The 18,275-nt window shown below is 52.0% G+C and carries 15 protein-coding genes; 2 read left to right on the top strand and 13 right to left on the bottom strand.

Annotated features, from left to right (window positions below):
- Window positions 1–480 precede the first annotated feature (480 nt).
- The gene (locus NST99_RS04315; RefSeq protein ID WP_341089910.1) at window positions 481–1,485 is read left to right on the top strand and encodes a LacI family DNA-binding transcriptional regulator; all 1,005 of its coding nucleotides are present in this window, start codon (window positions 481–483) and stop codon (window positions 1,483–1,485) included.
- Window positions 1,486–1,623: 138 nt separating this feature from the next.
- On the opposite strand, the gene NST99_RS04310 is transcribed toward NST99_RS04315, so the two are convergent.
- From NST99_RS04310 to NST99_RS04285, 6 genes are all read right to left on the bottom strand, one after another.
- The gene (locus NST99_RS04310) at window positions 1,624–2,580 is read right to left on the bottom strand and encodes an alpha/beta hydrolase (RefSeq protein WP_341089909.1); all 957 of its coding nucleotides are present in this window, start codon (window positions 2,578–2,580) and stop codon (window positions 1,624–1,626) included.
- 211 nt (window positions 2,581–2,791) lie between these two features.
- Complete coding sequence (locus tag NST99_RS04305) at window positions 2,792–3,667, bottom strand: radical SAM/SPASM domain-containing protein (protein ID WP_341089908.1); 876 nt, start codon at window positions 3,665–3,667, stop codon at window positions 2,792–2,794.
- Window positions 3,668–3,708: 41 nt separating this feature from the next.
- Window positions 3,709–4,695: a Gfo/Idh/MocA family protein gene (locus NST99_RS04300; RefSeq protein WP_341089907.1), complete on the bottom strand. Its 987-nt coding sequence runs from the start codon at window positions 4,693–4,695 to the stop codon at window positions 3,709–3,711.
- A gap of 170 nt (window positions 4,696–4,865) precedes the next feature.
- A complete protein-coding gene (locus NST99_RS04295) occupies window positions 4,866–5,639 on the bottom strand; it encodes an SDR family NAD(P)-dependent oxidoreductase (protein ID WP_341089905.1) in 774 nt (257 codons plus the stop codon).
- Window positions 5,640–5,694: 55 nt separating this feature from the next.
- Window positions 5,695–6,516 carry an acetoacetate decarboxylase family protein gene (locus NST99_RS04290; protein ID WP_341089904.1) on the bottom strand — a complete coding sequence of 274 codons (822 nt, stop codon included), beginning with the start codon at window positions 6,514–6,516 and terminating at the stop codon, window positions 5,695–5,697.
- Window positions 6,517–6,540: 24 nt separating this feature from the next.
- Entirely contained in the window at window positions 6,541–8,481 is a 1,941-nt protein-coding gene (locus NST99_RS04285; RefSeq protein WP_341089903.1) for an NAD(P)/FAD-dependent oxidoreductase, read from the bottom strand.
- Between the two features lie 119 nt (window positions 8,482–8,600).
- On the opposite strand from NST99_RS04285, the gene NST99_RS04280 reads away from it, so the two are divergent.
- A complete protein-coding gene (locus tag NST99_RS04280; protein WP_341089902.1) occupies window positions 8,601–9,884 on the top strand; it encodes a PucR family transcriptional regulator in 1,284 nt (427 codons plus the stop codon).
- Between the two features lie 237 nt (window positions 9,885–10,121).
- Here NST99_RS04280 and thrC read toward each other — a convergent pair whose 3' ends face one another.
- The 7 genes from thrC to NST99_RS04245 all read right to left on the bottom strand — a co-directional run bounded on the left by thrC (window position 10,122) and on the right by NST99_RS04245 (window position 18,273).
- Window positions 10,122–11,510 (bottom strand): threonine synthase, encoded by a 1,389-nt coding sequence (thrC, locus tag NST99_RS04275; protein ID WP_341089901.1) that lies wholly within the window; start codon window positions 11,508–11,510, stop codon window positions 10,122–10,124.
- Window positions 11,511–11,749: 239 nt separating this feature from the next.
- A complete protein-coding gene (locus NST99_RS04270) occupies window positions 11,750–12,244 on the bottom strand; it encodes a CYTH domain-containing protein (protein WP_341089899.1) in 495 nt (164 codons plus the stop codon).
- A gap of 616 nt (window positions 12,245–12,860) precedes the next feature.
- Window positions 12,861–14,582 (bottom strand): adenine deaminase, encoded by a 1,722-nt coding sequence (locus NST99_RS04265; protein ID WP_341089898.1) that lies wholly within the window; start codon window positions 14,580–14,582, stop codon window positions 12,861–12,863.
- A gap of 23 nt (window positions 14,583–14,605) precedes the next feature.
- The gene (locus NST99_RS04260; protein ID WP_341089897.1) at window positions 14,606–15,670 is read right to left on the bottom strand and encodes an ABC transporter ATP-binding protein; all 1,065 of its coding nucleotides are present in this window, start codon (window positions 15,668–15,670) and stop codon (window positions 14,606–14,608) included.
- A 16-nt stretch (window positions 15,671–15,686) separates the two neighbouring features.
- The gene (locus NST99_RS04255; RefSeq protein WP_038586142.1) at window positions 15,687–16,475 is read right to left on the bottom strand and encodes an ABC transporter permease; all 789 of its coding nucleotides are present in this window, start codon (window positions 16,473–16,475) and stop codon (window positions 15,687–15,689) included.
- 4 nt (window positions 16,476–16,479) lie between these two features.
- Window positions 16,480–17,307, bottom strand: coding sequence for an ABC transporter permease (locus tag NST99_RS04250; protein WP_341089896.1), 828 nt, complete (start codon window positions 17,305–17,307; stop codon window positions 16,480–16,482).
- A 3-nt stretch (window positions 17,308–17,310) separates the two neighbouring features.
- Window positions 17,311–18,273 carry a nucleoside hydrolase gene (locus NST99_RS04245; protein WP_341089895.1) on the bottom strand — a complete coding sequence of 321 codons (963 nt, stop codon included), beginning with the start codon at window positions 18,271–18,273 and terminating at the stop codon, window positions 17,311–17,313.
- Between the last annotated feature and the right edge of the window lie 2 nt (window positions 18,274–18,275).

Here is an 18,275-nt window from a genome sequence, read left to right as displayed (position 1 = left end):
TCAAACCTCCCGTTAATGATATGAATACGTTAGTGCTGTCCCCTTCCCAATAAAGCGCTTACACTATTGCATAAAAAAATAACAGAAGCACAATTGCCTTCGTTTGTTTGGAACACCACCTTTGTTTGTTATTATCTTTTGTTTTTCTTAACATAACAAATGTTACCATCATCCAAGAAAACGGTCAATCATTTTTTACCCAAAATCTCATTTATTCCACAAAATAGGACGAGTTATATCTTAAATAAGTCATTAACTTGTACATTTTAAATAATAATGTTATCTTTCACATAACATAAATAACATAAATAAAAACATATAACAAAATCAAAGCAATAAAAAGATAACATAATTCTTCTCACTTGAAGAAACTCAGCAAATTCAAAAAAACAAGTGTTAGTCCCTCATTCTTCATGTAAAATTGTAATGTAATTGTCTTCGGGAATTACAAAATAATCTGATTAAAGTAGGATGATTTGTATGCGACGTAAAGTAACTATACAATCCATAGCTGATTTTACGGGGCTGTCGAAATTTGCAGTGTCAAGGGCATTATCCGGCAAACCGGGAGTCAGTTCACAGACGAGAGATACGATATTCAAGGCCGCCGGACAGTTAGGTTACTTTAAAGACTCTAAGTCTGCACAAACGCCAGGCGAGCTGGTTGATCTGGATGCCCGCAAATGGTCCGGCACAGTTCTGGTTTTATTTCCAAACATCCGCTACCAGAACCCGGAATCTTTGTATTGGGGACCGGTATTTAGCGGTATCTCTTCCAGATTGAATCAGAGGGGCATTAACGTATTAACATTAACGGAGCCTAAAGATGACTCTATGTTCTCTCTTCTTAACCCTGAAGCGATCATGGGTGTGATTACGGTAGGTTCCATTTCAACACCTATTCTGGTAGAGATCCGTAGTCTGGGCATTCCGGTCATGATGGTAGATCACTCCGACCCCAGCTTTCAGTGCGATTCCATCTTTACCGATAATCTGTCATGCATGAAAGAAATGATGAACTTTGTCATTAATAAAGGCTACCGGGACTATCAGTTCCTTGGGAACATACGTGATGCCCAGAGTTTTTACGAACGATTCCTTGTCTTTCGGGCAGCACTCGAAGATAACGATATCGAACTTAAGCAGATCCCCTCACTTAACGGACCCGAAATTGATAACTTCAGAGAAACCTTTGCGGCTGCCATTACTGAACATGGACTGCCCGAGGTCTTTGTATGCGCAAACGATACTTACGCCTTGTTCGCCATGGAAACGATCGAATTTATGGGCATGGCTATACCTGACACTTTGGTGTTTACCGGTTTTGATAATACGCACCCTTCCCTATCGTTCCTGGCGACCGTTAATGTCAATAAGGAGCTGCTAGGTACAAGAGCTGTAGATCAGCTGCTCTGGAGAATCCTCAATCCAGGCACGAGTTATGAAAAGATACTTATACAGGCAGATGTTATCATTAGGGACTAACGAAGATAAGCCAAAATGCACCAGTGAGTTCACTTACGAATTTCACTAACCGGACAAACGACAAACAGCGGCAATCCTGGACTTCTCTTACCGTCCGGGGTTGCCGCTGTTTCTATATTCAAAGGCCTATAGCTTGCTTTATTTCACTTTCCCCATGAATTCCCTTAAATTCTGGACGATCTCTTTGGATCTGGTATGGTGCAAATAATGCCCGCCTTCAAGTGCCAGGACTTTTCCATGTACAGAATTTTTGATCTGCTCTTCATGCAGCGGCAGCCAGCCCTCAACCTCTGTATTATTCGCTTGTACAAAGAGAAGGAGAGGAAGATCCTTGGGGAATGACAAAGCTTGGGCTGCTTTAAAATTGGTCTGAATATGTTTCATTTCATTCATGGTAGCGGCATTACCGTAGTTTTTATTCGAAATCATTCTCATTTGTTCCTTAATTTGATCATCAAACGCCAGTCCGGCATAGGGGTCACCGCCCAGTTTCTTGAGCAATCTCATGAGACCTGATTTATCGAGGAATTTAAAGGTCCCGATGGGTGATTCATCATCCATGCCGCCTTGTGTTGGAACACTGCTGTCAATTCCGATAAATGCACTCACTTCGTCTGTGTACTTGTTCACATAATCCAGTCCGTAAATGCCCGCTATAGAATGGCCCATCAGCATGTACCGGTCAATATTAAGCTGATGTAACGCTTCATGAATTTCACTTACAATGTTCTCTGTGCTTCTTTCTTTGTCGGTTCCATCACTTAGTCCATAACCAAACGGCTCAACCACCACTACTTTATAAAATGAAGACAGCTCATCTACCAGCGGCTTAAAATCAAGTGCAGGCGCACCCGTTCCATGACCCGGCAGCAGCACAACTGTTTCCTCGCCTGTTCCTTGAATCAGAACATTCATATTTTTCCCGTCTACAGGCACTAACTGACCATAGGGTTCTATTTTTCCTTGCTCCGATTTGTTGCTGATGATATTCACTACAAAAACTATGGCCAAAAACAGCCCTATTGCAATAATTAATGCGCCTATTGATTTAAGTATAATCCTAAGTGTTTTTTTCATACATACACCTGACCTCATTGGTTTATTGAGCTGCCTTAACGAACTGCTAAGAAAAGCTTATACAATGAAGATGTACTCCCCATGACGGCAATATGAACGGAGTATGAACAAGCCAAGAAAATGCTGCGGCATTACATGAACCTGACTTACCGGCCAGTGTTGTGATTGGCAGGGTGACAATGATGCTTGTGCCCCGGCCGGTTCACTTCCACCCAAATGTCGCCGCCTGCTAGGTTCCAAACCGCTGCCGGTACCCGCATTTGCGGCACAGCTCCTCTACGGCTTCCCTGCGGGAGAAGCCGTAGAACAGGTTGTTCGCCCGCTCGCCCTCGACAATCTCGGAGAAAGGCTTCTCATGGATGTTGCCGAGGTTGATGACACCCTCGCCATCAAGACAGCACGGCACGACCGTGCCGTCAACCAGCACCGCCGCCTGGCTGCGCAGCGCATGGCAGAAGCCTTTCCCGTCGTCCTCCGGCTCGTGCAGGGCAGGCCATCTGAACTCATGGTCCTGGTTTAGATAGATGCGCGGGGCGATTTTGACGCCAGTGCCCGGCATAACCTTCTCCTCAATCTTGAAATCCAGCTGAAACGCCTCCTCCAGCACAGCTAATGTCTCGCGGTTGCGGCTTCGTTCCAGATTGGTCAGGTTATCCTCCGTCAAATTCCATAGCCGGAAGGAGATAATCACACCCTGCGCAGAAACCTCCCGCACGAACGAAATGATCTCCCGGAGATAGCCCTCACGGTTCTCTGAGCCAGCATGTCCGTCGAAGCTGTGCAGCGAGAAGTTCATCTGCCTAAGCGCCGGCTTGCCGAGAATCTTCGGCCCCGCCTTACGGATCAGTGTGCCGTTGGTCGTAATGTTGACCTTGAAGCCTTTGGCGTGGGCAGCATCCAGCAGCTCGCCGATCTTCGGATGCAGCAGCGGCTCGCCTTTGACATGAAGATAGATATGACTGCTATGCGGCTTGATCTCGTCCAGAATCGTATTAAAGGTGTCGAGCTTCATGAAATTCTTCTGCCGCTCCGTGGGCGGACAGAAGCTGCAGGACAGGTTGCAGACGCTTGTAATCTCGATGTACACCTTTTTGAAAGTCTTCAAGTTCTGCTCCCCTTTTCCCTCTGTAATCCCAGCCGTTTCAACTATAGATCCGAGGCGTAGCGGAGGCCGATCTGTGCTCTGGCTTCCTCCATAACCTCCGCAACCGCGAGCGAATTGGCATGGCTGTTGGTGTTGCTCTCGCGGTGTCCATTCCTCAGCAGATGGATGAATTCCTTCACCTCATAATACATCGGTTCGAATACCTGCGGCAGCGTAAGTTCTTCGACCGTACCGTCGCGGTAATGAATCTTAACCTGATAGGGCTGGTTGATCTTGTCAATCACCATCGTTCCGTTCTCCCCCTGAATCTCGGCAGGCAAATAGGAATCGGTAATCTTCGAATGCATGACAACCGCATCCATATCGGCATAGCGCATAACCATACTCCCCTCCCCGTCCACTCCGGAAGAGAGCATTATACCCGTAGCCTTAATCGAATCCGGCTTGCCAAACAACGCCACCAGCGGATACAGACAATAAATGCCCAGATCCATCAGCGAGCCGTTCGAATATTCCGGATTAAAAGCATTCAGCACCGTTCCCTGACGGTATGCATCATATCTCGACGAATATTGACAATAACTGGCGAAATACCGCCGCACTTGACCCAGCTTGTAGAGGTTGTCTCTAATAACGCCGAAATTCGGCATGAAGGTTGACTTCATCGCTTCCATCAGCAGCACATCATTGCTGTTCGCAGCTTCAATCATCGCCCGCAGCTCCGTGCTGTTGGAAGCGGCAGGTTTCTCACATATCACATGCTTGCCATGGTTCATGCATACCAGCGCCTGTTCGGCATGCATGGAATTGGGACTGGCGATATATATGGCGTCCACTTCGCCGCTGGAGACCATCTCCTCCAGATCGGTGTAAATGGCGGCTCCCGCATATTTGGCGGCAAAAGCGCGGCCCTTCTCTTCTGTGCGGGAATATACGGCTGTAAGGAGAAATTCCTCATTTTCCAGTCCGGCCTGAACAAAGCGGTCTGTAATCCAGTTGGTGCCTACGACCCCGAATCGAATTGTCATGATGATCCCGTCCTTTTTTTGTTCTCACTAAGCTCTATATGCTATTTTCTCACTGTCAGGGTAGTCATGTCCACTTTTAACGGGTAATTTCCGACAAATTCTGATAGGATCACTATGTGAAAAAAAGCACCTGCATAAATGCAGGCGCTTCTTCTCACAACACTTTTAAATTATATAATCGTCCAGCCTCCGTCAACGAACAACGTTTGCCCGGTAGTGTAGCTGCAGGCATCCGAGGCAAAATACAGCACGGCTCCATTCAGCTCACCGGGATTTCCGGGACGGCCCATCGGGCATACGGCGTTGTACATTTTCAAAGCCTGCTCCGAAAAGAGCGTATTCTCCGTCATTTCACTCTTGAACAAGCTCGGTCCAATCGCATTGACTGTAATTCCGTGCTTCGCATACGTTGCTGCCACACCACGGGTCAGGTGAATCACTCCGCCCTTAGCCGCGTTGTAGGAATGGGTAGGGATAGACGCCGAAGCGGTAAGCCCCAGCATGGAGGCAGTATTGACAATCCGGCCGTATTTCCGTTCCTTCATATGGCGGATAACATGTTTGGACATCAGGAACACGCCCTTCAGATCGGTATCAAGCACCCGGTCCCAGGCCTCCTCCTCCAGCGCTTCAATCGGCACGGAATCGACGATACCGGCGTTGTTCAGCAGGATATCAATTTTGCCGAACTCGGCCATCACCTTTTGAACCGCAGCAATAATCTGGTTTTCTTTGGTTACATCACATTCGATCGGGATAATCCGGCGTTCCGGATACTTCGCCGTGATCTTATCAGCCACCGCTTTCAGCTTGTCATATCTTCTGGCCAATATCGCCACATCAGCCCCTTGATCCGCGAGCATTTCCGCAAACTCCACACCAATCCCGCTGGATGCGCCCGACACGATTGCCGTTTTCCCCGTTAAGTCAAAAAGATTGTTCATCGTAAACCCTCCTAATAGTTTTGTAAGCCTGCTCTGATAATGCCGTGTACTCGACTTATATGGACGATGGGGTATGTTCCGGCTGCAGCTTGTTCTCCCACCAATCCCAGCGGAGATAGCAATAGGGCAGGAACTCCATCGGATTGAGTTGTTCCAGCACCTTGCCTTTTTCCAGCACATTTGTGCTGACGGTATAGACCGCTCCCAGCATGTTCACGACTTCAAGCTCGCTCCATGGATCATGCTCAGACTCATGGAAGGTAATCGAAGCTTCGGCAGCCTTATACACCTTGACGTCACTGACCAGCCGCTGGGTCACCAGCGTAGGCATCAGATCAAAGCCGCTTCCGTCAACCGCATTGGCATACTTGATGTTATATAAAGGAATGTCCTTGCCGTAATACTCCTCCAGAATCCCTCCGGCCTTGCCGTCATTGAAGCGGTCCTCCATAGTGGCCTTTATGTTGAAGAAGTCAACGCCATGCCGGCTGATTGCCCCTTCGAAGGTACGTTCCGAACTGTTCATGCGGATATCGGCCATCTTCTTAGGCAGGCCGCAGACCTCGCGGCCCATCGCCATACCGATATCGCTTGTAATCGGCATAGACAGACAGTAGTTGCCCAGCTGTCCGTTGTAGTCGGCCAGCACGAATAATCCGGCTTCGCGGTAAGGCGGGCAGAAATTCGTTGCCGGATAATCAGCCACAAACGCATTGACGAGCGGACGGCTGGCTGGCTTCAGCGGCTTCGGCAGCAGGCGTTCGATAATCTCCGGTTTCGTCTCCCAATACACTGTAAGCATCTCTGCATCATAGAAGGTAGTCGGTCTGCCTCCATACTTCTTGATATCCGCAAAACTTTTCACAAAACTCCCCATCATTGATTCCTCCTTTATTTAGTATCAATTCAGTACAAACGCTGTCTCGAAGCCGGACTGAATCGCCTGCCCGATTCTGCCGGGCTTGCCGGCATCGCCAATCACCTTCACCTTCGGCAGAGCCAGCTTGAGCTCTTCCATGAATGAACGCTCAGGTGCAACTCCAATGGACAGCACTACCGCATCCGCTTCCCTCACTGAGGTTTCACCCGTGGCGCTGTTCTCCAGCACAATGGCCCCGTCCCGCACTTCTACCAGCTTCGTCGAAGCCAGCAGCTCCACGCCGCTCTTTTTCAGCCGGGTGACAATGTCGATCAGGTTCGGAAGATACGCATCCGGGCCAACCCGCGGCTGCATTTCCACTACCGTGACCTGATTGCCGAGGCCGGCCAGATATTCCGCCGTCTCCAGTCCAGTCATGCCCGAGCCGATCACTACCGCCCGCTTGTTCTTGATTACAGCAGCTCCGCTTAACACGTCGACAACCGTGCAGACCGCTGCCTTATCCACTCCCGGAATAGCAGGCACAATCGGCTGCGCCCCGGCTGCGATAAATACCGCATACGGATTCAGCGACTTCAGCTGCTCCAGCGTAGGCTTCGCCATGAGCCGGACATCCACATTCAGCTGCTCCAGCTGATGCTGCATATTGTCGATGAACCAGTTCAGCTTCTCCTTAAGCGGCGGGCGGCTTCCCAGCTCCACGCTGCCTCCCAGCACATCCCGCGCTTCGAACAGTACCGGCTTGAACTCCCGCAGCGCCAGAATCCGCGCAGCCTCCATGCCTGCCGGACCGCCGCCAATCACGGCCACAACCTTGCCGCCGCCATCCCGCGGCGGCTCGGCGAATTCAAGCTCCCGCCCTACCCGCGCATTGACGGCGCACTTAATGACCTTGCACTCCATTACTTCCTGGATACAGTACAGGCAGGAGATGCAGGTTCTGATCTCTGCTTCGCGGCCTTCTGCCGCCTTGTTCCCCCACTCCGGATCGGCCAGCTGGGCTCTGCCGAGCGCCACGAAATCCGTATTTCCTTCCTGGAGCAGGCTCTCGGCAAACTCCGGTTTGCGGATTACATCACAAGCGATCACCGGAATCTGAACGGCCTGCTTCATGGCCGCAGCAAGATGTTTTTTCCACCCCTGCGGATAGGAGATCGGCTCAATGATCGTATTTGACGACTCATAGGTGCCAGCGCTTACATTTATGCAGTCCACACCGAGCTGTTCCAGATGTTTCGCTGTGAGCAGCGCTTCTTCCAGCGTAATGCCCCCGGGCACAAATTCATCCCCGTCGATCCGCACGGATACCGGGAATCCGGCCCCGCAGGTCTGCTTGATTCCTTGAACGATCTCACTCAGGAACCGCATTCTGCCTTCCAGTGAACCGCCGTATTTGTCGGTCCGCAGGTTGGTCAGCGGGCTTAGAAACTGCCCGATCAGGTACCCGTGGGCACCATGGATTTCCACACCGTCGATCCCTGCAGTCTGGGCGATAACCGCGCCGAATACGAATTTGCGCACCAGCCCTTCAACCTCTTCCGTAGTCAGCTCCCGGGGCATTTCGCCAATGGCTGATGACATGACTGCGCTAGGTGCCACAATCTGCTTGCCGCCGATCAGCCGCCCGTGATTCTGCCGTCCGGGATGCTGCAGCTGGAGAAAGATTTTGCTGTCATGGCGGTGTACGGCTCTGGCCAGCTTCTCCAGCCGCGGAACGAACAACAGATCACTTGCATTCAGCTGGTTGGGGGTTCCCACACCCGTTTCGTTGTCCACCCGCGTAATCTCTGTAATAATCAGGCCGCAGCCGCCGGCGGCACGTTCTTCATAGAAGGCAATCATTTCGTCCGAGGCTTCGCCGCTGGCCGCTGCCAGTGACGTGCCCATCGCCGGCATTACAATCCGGTTCTTCAGGGTAAGACGTCCTATTTTTCCTGCTGCAAACAGTTTCTCATATTTCATCTGCTTAGCACCTCCACCTATAGTGTAAGGCTCCAGTTACTTTGTGAATATATTTACAAGCGCCAAAAATCACTTCTTTATAGTGCAAATTGCACTATGATTATTAGGGGGCGATACCAATGGATGTTACCTTAAATGAGCTGCAGCGTGAAACAATCGAAGTTGAGCACTATACTGCATCTTTGTTCACAGCATACATTTCTGGCGCAGGCCTTTCGGCAATTGTGAACACAGCCGCAGGGCTGCTGGGAAATCCCGTGATTGTGTTTGACGCAAGCTTCAAGATTGTGGCCCACTCCGGCCAGGAAGATATCGACGATTATCTGTGGAACGAGAATATCCGCAAGGGCTACTGCTCTTATGACTTCATTGCGGCTGTGAACCGGATGGAAAGTGTTAGGCGGGGCAAACAAACGGATGCTGCGTATGAAGTTCACTGCGAGGAGACTGCCAATACCAAGCTGATCTCCAAAATAAAAGTAGGCGGCAAGCAAGTCGGCAACGTGCTGCTGCTCGGCTGCAAGACTCCTTTCCGGCCCAGAGATCCCGAACTGCTGGCGATTGCCGCCACCATCCTTGCGGAAGAAATGGGCAAGAGCAGCTACTACCGCAACGCCAAAAATATAAAGGTGGAGGATTTCATCTGCGGACTGCTGGATCAGCAGCCTCAGGACCCCGGCACTATCCGGGACCGGATGTTATCGGCAGGCCTAAAGTTCGGTACACAACTGCTTGTGCTGCTGTTCGATCTAACCCGCTATGAGGGATCGGGCCGTTATGACGATTATTTAAGAGAGCGTTTACAACAGCTTTTCCCAGGCAGTCCTTGCAGCTATTACGAGGGCCGGATCGTGATGATCCATGACGGAAACCTCTCCAAAGAGCTTGCCCGCAGCAGGCAGCTGCAGCAATTTCTGGACCAGACTGGAATCACCATAGGTTTCAGCAGCATGTTCTCCAGTCTGACCCAGTGCAGGACGCACTATCTGCAAGCCTTAAGCGCAATCCGCATCGGCCGGATTCTCTGCCCCGGGCAGCAGTTGACCTACTATGCCGATGTCCAGCTCTATGAGCTGCTTTCTGCCGAGGTGATGTCCGGCGAGGAGCAGGTGTACCGTCATCCGGAGCTGCTCAAGCTGCAGGAATACGATGCCGCTCATCAGTCCACCCTGTACCATACCTTCTTTGTTTATCTCAAAAACAACCGTAACATGCAGCTCGCTTCCGACGAGCTGTATGTCCACCGGAATACACTCAGATATAAATTGGATCATATCGCGAGACTGCTGGATACCGATTTCTCCGATTCGGAAAAAATGCTCGCCTATTACGTCTCCTACAAAGTCGCTGATTTCTGCGAGAAAGCCAGGGAACAGCAGTTGGCAGCGGTGCGTGGCGTATAGACGTAAAACGCAGCATGAGCAGATCACAGCCTTATGTGTAATTCGCCAAGTGGAAACGGATACCGTCCTCAATAGGACGGTATCCGTTTCATCGGGAAATAGAAGGATAATTTATAGCGTGAAGCATATAAATTTTTATATTTTAAGAACGCCAAGAGCCCCTTTCTTTACCAGAAGAAGGGGGCTCTTGGCGTTCTATGAATCAAAGGTGTCTAGTTCAGCCAGCAGCTGGCTTGTTTATCCGTAAAAAGCCTGCAGCTGCCGTACAATCTCCGCCTTGTCATACTCGACTACCGTCATATGCTGCGGCTTCTCAAACAAGGCCGAAATCTGCGCCGGGAAGTCCTGCTTGATACCGGTCAGGGCAATCGCCTCGTCGAATTTGGCCGGATGCGCCGTTGCGAAGCTAATGGCCGTTTCGCCTGGACCGCTGAAGGCCTCATAAGCCGCGATGCCGCAGGCTGTATGCGGATCCAGCAGATAGCCATATTCCTGCTCGTATTTGCCGATGGTATCGAGGCATTGCCGGTTCTTGACCCCAAGCGCGGCAAAATCAGCCTGCACCTGGTTGAACAGCTCCCCGTCCACCGTAATTTTGCCGTCTGTTTGCAGCTGCGACATATATGCAGACAGCTTCACTGTATCCTCGTCCAACAGATAATACAGATAACGTTCAAAATTGCTCGCCACCTGTATGTCCATCGACGGACTGTAAGTGCCCGTAAAACTGCCTGGCTTGTATTCGCCGGTCAGTACGAACCGTTCGAGAATGTTGTTTTCGTTGGTGGCGATAATCAGCTTGTTGATCGGCAGGCCCATCTTTTTAGCCAAATAGCCTGAAAAGATGTTGCCGAAGTTGCCGGAAGGCACGCTGATATTGATCTTCTTCACGTCGCTGCCTTCAATTTGCAGATAGGCGTAGAAATAATAAACAGTCTGGGCCAGGATACGCACAAAGTTAATGGAGTTAATCGCCCGCAGATGATAACGCCCCTTGAAATCCAAATCCGCAAACAGCTCCTTAATGACCTTCTGGCAATCGTCGAAGTTGCCTTCCACGGACAGGTTCAGCACATTGCTGTCATCCACCGTCGTCATTTGCAGCTCCTGTACCTTGCTTACTTTGCCATGCGGATGCAGGATGCAGATCTTGATCCCTTCCTTGCCGCGAACGCCCTGAATGGCTGCCGCTCCGGTATCGCCCGAGGTTGCGCCGAGGATATGGATGATCTCGCCCCGCACCTTGGAGATATAGGAATACAGCTCACCCATAAACTGCAGCGCCACATCCTTGAAAGCAAACGTAGGACCTTGAAACAGCTCCAGCACATGTAGCGAATCGTTAATCTTGCGTAGTGGCGTAACCTCCGGCGCACGGAAATTTCCGTAGCTGGTGTATACCATTTCTTTTAGATCGTCATAGGGAATTTCGTCGTTGGTATAGTAGGAGAAAATCTTCAGGAACAGCTCCTGGAAGCTGAGGCTTCTCCACTCTTCCAGCGTTTCCGGGGAAATTACCGGGATCTTAAAAGGGACCATCAGCCCTCCATCATCCGCAAGCCCCATCAGAACCGTATCAATAAAGCCTCTGGCTTCCACATTTCCTCTTGTGCTTATATACTCCATACCTGTCTCATCCTCCTGAACCCCTCTTTATTTAACCTATATAGTAACACGTTTAAGTGTTAAAGTCCGTTATTTATGTGTCAACCCTTGCGATAAAAGCACGACCCTACAGAGCACAGCCTATTCAGCTATTCAGCTATTCAGCTATTCAGCTATTCAGCTATTCAGCTATTCAGCTATTCAACTATTCAACCGGCAGTTTGGCACGGCGATCACCCATCCCGGAACCCCCGGCTGCACTATTTATTCTGCAGCTGCTTCCAGACGGTCTTGTTGCTGTATTGCTTCTCTACGCTGACATCCTCACCGAACCAGTCCGGGGCGGCGAAGCTTTCCGCTTCCTCCAGCGAATCAAATTCAACCTCAAGCACCGTAAGCTCCAGCTGGGTGTAGAGATCAATTTCCACTGTAGTACCGTTCCATACGCCGGTAATCCGGGTTTTGACCAGCGGAATAGCCTTAACCGCATCAATCATCTGATTATAGATTCCTTCCGAGATGTAATATTCAATCTCCTGGCGGCTGATCCCCTTGCCATCCTTAAAGGTATGTGTAAAGGTAACCTCTCCTGAGTCCAAATCGGTAATTTTGCGCACCCGCAGTTCCTGCCCGTCTTCGATCGCGAGATAGGTCTGATCTATGCTGTGCCGGGTGAGTACCGTAAGCTGTCCGTCCTCTATAAGCCGCTCCGGATATTCCGGCAGCAGAAACTTGCGTTCGATTTCCATAGCCATGCTGTTCGCTCTCTCCTCTTCCAGTTCCGCTTATATTTTATATTATTAATCATCATAGGGTCGTGTCATACGCAAGTCAATCGCAAAAGCCGAATCTTATGGGAAAAGGCAGGTACGAGTAGCCAGCATATGCTTATGCTAAAACCATTTTTGCTGAGTCCGCGTTTCTGCCAGAAAGGTTGCTTGTTGAGCGGGTACGGCTGTTGCTCCATAGAAGATTTAGAACCCTGCCACATCATAACTGCCCTTCGTGCAACTAAAATTGCGCATATCAGCGTTAATCAAAATATAATTGCACCTTGTACAGTTAAATATCGCCGATACTAGGAAAAGTAAGCTTACTGTCCTTTTTAAGTGTACGAAATGCAATTATCGCTGAAAATAGACCGCTGCAGCTCCTTTTAATTGCAGTAAATGCAGTTATGTACTTCGGTGAGCTTGGCGCTGGTGAGCAGCTGCCGGTTTTGAGCTATTATGTGCTAGGAGCTATATCAGCAAAGATACCCCGTTGCAGCATAAAGACGTTAGATTCAGTATTCACAAGAAGACGGGGCATCCCCTGCTGGGATACCCCGTCTTCTTGTCTCAATGACTTTACCGCTGCATCTAGCAGCGGCTACTCTTCTCCAAGCGGAAACAGCAGCGGTACCACCCGTCCGGCGCCGACATCAATCAGGCCGTGGTCCGTGATTTTGAGTGCAGGACTGACAGGGAGCGAATGGGTGCTGATCGACATAATCGGGTTGTAATGATTATAACCCAGCGATTCCATTGCCGTACGCAGCGCGAGCACGCGCTCAGCCGTCTCTGCAAGCGGCGCTTCGGTCAAAATACCGCCAACCGGCAGCTCCAGCAATGCGAGCACCTCGCCATCACATACGACGCAGAAGCCGCCTTGTGCAGCTATCACTGTATTCGCCGCCAGGACCATGTCCTCAGGGTTATGGCCTACAACTAGCAGATTGTGATTGTCATGCGAATACGTAGTCGCAATGGCGCCGCGTTTAATCGTGTCGCCGCCGATCAGGCCGTAGGCGCGGTTGCCGTTTTTGCCATAACGCTCAAAGGTGGCAATCAGGCCATAGCCGCTTTCCTGCCACTGCAGCTGGCCGTCCTTAACCTCGGCCTCAGCGTGTTTCTCTTCGGTAAACGTGGACACGTTGTTGACCATCATCACCCGGCAGCCATAGCGGCCGTCCGCCAGCTCCGATGACACCGCGAAGTCACTTGCAGCCAATGGAGCCAACTGCACGCTGCGGTAGAAATGGGCCGGGAACCGCGGCCCCCGCTCCACCTGAGGCAGCGGCTGCATGCGGTCGTAGACCTGGACGCCCCGTTTGTAGACCTTTTCGACCGCGAAGCTGCCCAGATCCGACAGCAGCACATAATCGGCGGCTTTGTTCGGGGCGATCACGCCGCGGTCAGCCATCTTCATCCGCCGGGCCGGGGTGAAGGTGGCTGCATAGACTGCGTCCTCCGGTGCCATGCCCATGGCGATGGCTTTGCGTACCAGATGATCAAGGTGTCCGGTCTGCACCAGGGAATCGGTCATCACATCATCGGTCACGAAGCAGAAATGCTCGCTGACCGCATGGCTGATCAGATACTCCATCACATCCGGGGTCATCGATTTCTCCTGAATCTCGATGAACATCCCCGCTGCAATCCGGGCGGTCAGCCCTTCGATGCTCTGGTGGGTGTGATCTGAATCAATCCCGGCATAGATCAGGCGGTGCAGATCAAGGTCCAGCAGCTTCGGCGTATGCCCCTCGATGACAAGACCGGGATAACGGCTGCGGACATGCTGGATGATGCGGTTGCTTTTGCAATCAGGGTCGCGGATGACATCAACATAATTCATCACTTCGCCCAGACAGATCATCTGCTCCGTCTCCATCAGCTCGTCGATATCAGCAACTTCAATCGACCCGCCCGTTGTCTCCAGCGGAGTCGCCGGCACCGAGCTTGGAATCGCGTAGAACATATCCACCTGACAGTCCCGGCTGGCCCGGATCATCTCATGTACACCCTCTACACCGAATACATTGGCCATTTCATGCGGTTCTGGAACAATTGTAGTGACCCCATGCTGCAGAATACCGTAGGAGAAGGTCTCCGGCGTAATCATTGTGCTCTCGATATGCAGATGGATATCAATCAGGCCTGGCACCATATATCGGCCTTCCGCCTGAATGACTTCCCCAGCTGTGAACGTCTCCGCGCCGAGCGCCCCCACATAGAGGAAACGCCCCTCTTTCACGGCGACATTTGCCGTCTCGAACCGTTTATAGTAACTGTTGTACACTTTAGCGTTCAGTATAAGTTGATCTGTAATCATCATGTATGCTCCTTAATGACGCGCTACTGCACCAGCACCAGCTTCTCTTTTGGAAAATAAACCGTAACCTGCTGTCCTTGAATGAAAGGCTGCTCCATTTCCTGATTAACAGTGAATACACCCAGCTCCGTCTCTACCTGGTATTGATAGCTGCGGCCGAGATACGTGCTGATCTGCACCGTGCCAGGCAGTGTGTTGCCGGCGGCGTTTGGATCAGGCGCAGTGCCGAGCAGCTGCAGATCGTCAGGACGGATGGCACCAAGTAATCCGGTATTGCCTTCCCCGCCCGGCCGTTTGGCCGCCAGGAACTTCAGCGCTCCCCGGCTGAGCTCGATATCCGCTCCCTCGTCATTCCTGCCCTCAAAGGAAATGAAGTTCCCGAACCCGATGAACCGGGCCACAAATTCACTGGCCGGATACTTGAAGATCGCCGATGGCTTGTCGAGCTGCTCGATCTTGCCATTATTCATCACGGCTACCTGATCGGAGATGGAGAAGCACTCCTCCTGGTCATGGGAGACATAGACGGTCGTAATGCCCAGCTCCTGCTGAATGCGGCGGATTTCCACCCGCATGTTCACCCGCAGATTGGCATCAAGATTACTGAGCGGCTCGTCGAACAGCAGCAGGTCCGGCTCGATGACCAGCGCTCTGGCAATCGCTACCCGTTGGCGTTGTCCGCCGGAAAGGGCAGCGGGCAGTCTTTTCTCAAAGCCGCCCAGGCTGACAATTTCCAGCATCCGGGTAACACGCTTCTTAACCTCCGCTTCCTTCAGCTTGCGCAGCCGGAGGCCGAACGCTACATTGTCATAGACTGACAGATGCGGGAACAGCGCGTAGCTCTGAAACACAAAACCGAAATTCCGCTTTTCCACGGGGATCTTGGTATAGTCCTTCCCGCCGAACATGAATGCTCCTGATTCCGCGTTCAGAAAACCGGCGATCAGCCGCAGTGTGGTCGTTTTGCCGCAGCCGCTGGGGCCGAGCAGCGAGAGAAGCTGCCCCTTGGCCAGCGACAGATTGAAATCCTCCAGGATCAAACGGTTGTCATACGCAACCGATACATGATCAAGACTTAATAGTGACATTGCGTTATGCCTCCGTTTATCGTTTGGTAAAATAAGCGAATCCCATCAGACGTTCAATGACGAACATCAGCGCCGCCGTCAGCACCATCAGAATGACTGAAATCGCGGCAATCGTGGGATCGAAGTAATTTTGCACATAAGTCAGCATTTGAATCGGCAGGGTACTAATCCCCGGGCCGGTCATGAACACGGAAATGTCCACATTGTTGAAGGATTCCAGAAAAGCAATCAGAATGGCCGCCAGAATACCGGAACGGATATTGGGCAGGACCACTTTAAAGAACGTGTACAATCTGGAAGCCCCCAGGCTCTGTGCCGCTTCTTCCACGGCGAAATCGAAGTTCTCCAGACTCGAGGCAATCACCCGGATAATAAAAGGGAGCATGATTACCGTATGTCCGATTAACAGTCCGGCTACAATCGGCAGCCCGTACACTACAATCAGGTAGCGCAGCAGCGTGAAGCCCAGAACAATGCCGGGAATCAGGACGGGGGACAGAAAAATCGCATTCAGCGTATCCCGGCCGCGGAACCGGTATCTGCTCAGCGCGTAGGCCGCAGGCACACCCAGGAGAAGCGCCAGCAAATTGCCGAGCAGCGAGATCACAATCGAGGTCTTGAAGGTCTCCATGAACGCGCTGACCTCGAAGATATTTTTGTACCACTTCAATGAAAAGCCCTCAGGGGGGAATTTCAGGACTGTGCCCGGCTCAAAGGAAGTAACGGAAATGATGATGAGCGGACCCAGCAGAAAAATAAAGACCAGCAGCGTATACAGCGACAGCGCGCGGTTTCCTTCCTTCATGTTCTCACCCCTTCGGATTTAATCGGTTGGCCCAGACGTTCATCAGCCCCACGACCACAAATGTAATGACGATCATAATTACGGCAATAACCGAGGCCGACTGCCAGTCATTCAGCGTCATGGCATTCTGGTACAGGAAGGTGGAGACCACCCGTTCCTTACCGCCGAGCAGCGCCGGCGTGGTATAGGCCGTCAGACTGCCGACGAAGACGAGAATTCCGCCGATGATCAGCCCCGGCACTGTCAGCGGGAAGGTGATTTTGCGGAACGCCGCAAACGGGGAAGCGCCCAGACTGCGCGCCGCCCGGACCAGCTCATGGTCCAGATTCTCCATGACCCCCAGCAGTGTGATGATGATCAGCGGCAGGAATAAATGCACCAGCCCGATCATCATTGCCGTAGGCGTATAGAGAATATCCAGGGGTTTCCCGATCAGCCCGGTGTTGACCAGGAAGGAGTTGATCAGCCCCTTTTTGCCGAGAATAATCATCCAGCTGAAGGAACGCACAACGGGACTGGTCAGCAGCGGGAAGATCGACAGCGCCAGCAGAAGGCTCTTCTTCCGTGCGCTTGCCCGCGAAATATAATAAGCCGCCGGATACCCGAGCAGCATGCAGACCAGCGTGGTCACGACACTTACCCGGAGCGTAGTCAGCAGGATGCGGTTAAAGTACCCGTCGCGGAAAAAATGCAGATACCCTTCCAGAGTCAGCTTCCCATCCTGCACGAAAGTGGAGGCAATGGTCAGCGTGATCGGGACCAGCATGAAGGCCGCCAGGAACAAGAGGCCCGGCAGCAGCAGATACATTGCTCTTTTGTTCTTGTTCTTCATTTTCTAATGACTCCCGTCCTTCTTCGGCTCTTGGTTCAAGCTATCAATGAAACACTCCAGAAAAGCGGCCGCGTCCACCTCCAGGCAGACAGCGGCATTTACCGGCTTGCCCAGCCGGTTCTGAAAATCGCAGACGGTCTGGCCGTCGCACAGCTCGCTTCGGGTCTCCACATCCACATAATAATCGTGCACGGTGACGAACCCGCGGTTCAGGGCCACGCCAACCGCCAGCGGATCATGCAGGGCACAGGCCTGCACACCGTTGCGCTCATAATAACGCTCCCGGTAGCCGGAGGTGCTCTGCTCCACATAATCGCGGATCGCCGGAATGCGCAGCTTCGCAATGTCCTCCGCGCTAAGCAGCGCACGGCGGGTCACATCCAGCCCGACCAGCGTCAGCCGGGGGAATCCGGCAGCCAGTACCTGCTTCGCGGCCTCCGGATCGACGTACATGTTGTATTCCGCCGTCGGCGTGATATTGCCGAAGCCCTGCACCACGCCGCCCATGATGATTACCTCAGCGGCATGCTGGGTAAGCTCCGGGCATTTCTGCAGTGCGCGCGCCAGATTGGCCAGCGGCGCGGTCATGATCAGCGTGACCTCGCCGGGCTGCGCCAGCACCTGGCGGATGATGAAGTCCTCCGCAGGCTCTGCTTCGGCCTGCTTTGTTACCGGCATATCCCCCAATGCACCGCCGATGCCATCCGCACCGTGCACACGGTGCTCAAAAATCGCTTCACGGGCCAGCGGCTTGTCCGCTCCGCGGTATACCGGAATCTGCCCGGACACGCCGAGCAGCTGGAGAATTTTGCAGGTGTTCAGGGTTGCCTGATCCAGCGAGACATTGCCGCTGACTGTGGTGATGCCGAGAATGTCAAGCTGTCCGCTCGTCACCGCCAGCATAATCGCCAGCGCGTCATCCACCCCTGTATCTACGTCCAGAATGACTTTTTTACGCCCCGTCATCC

Source organism: Paenibacillus sp. FSL L8-0470, from assembly GCF_038008625.1.
Taxonomy (GTDB): domain Bacteria; phylum Bacillota; class Bacilli; order Paenibacillales; family Paenibacillaceae; genus Paenibacillus_AQ.
This window is presented reverse-complemented; position numbering and strand designations above follow the sequence as displayed.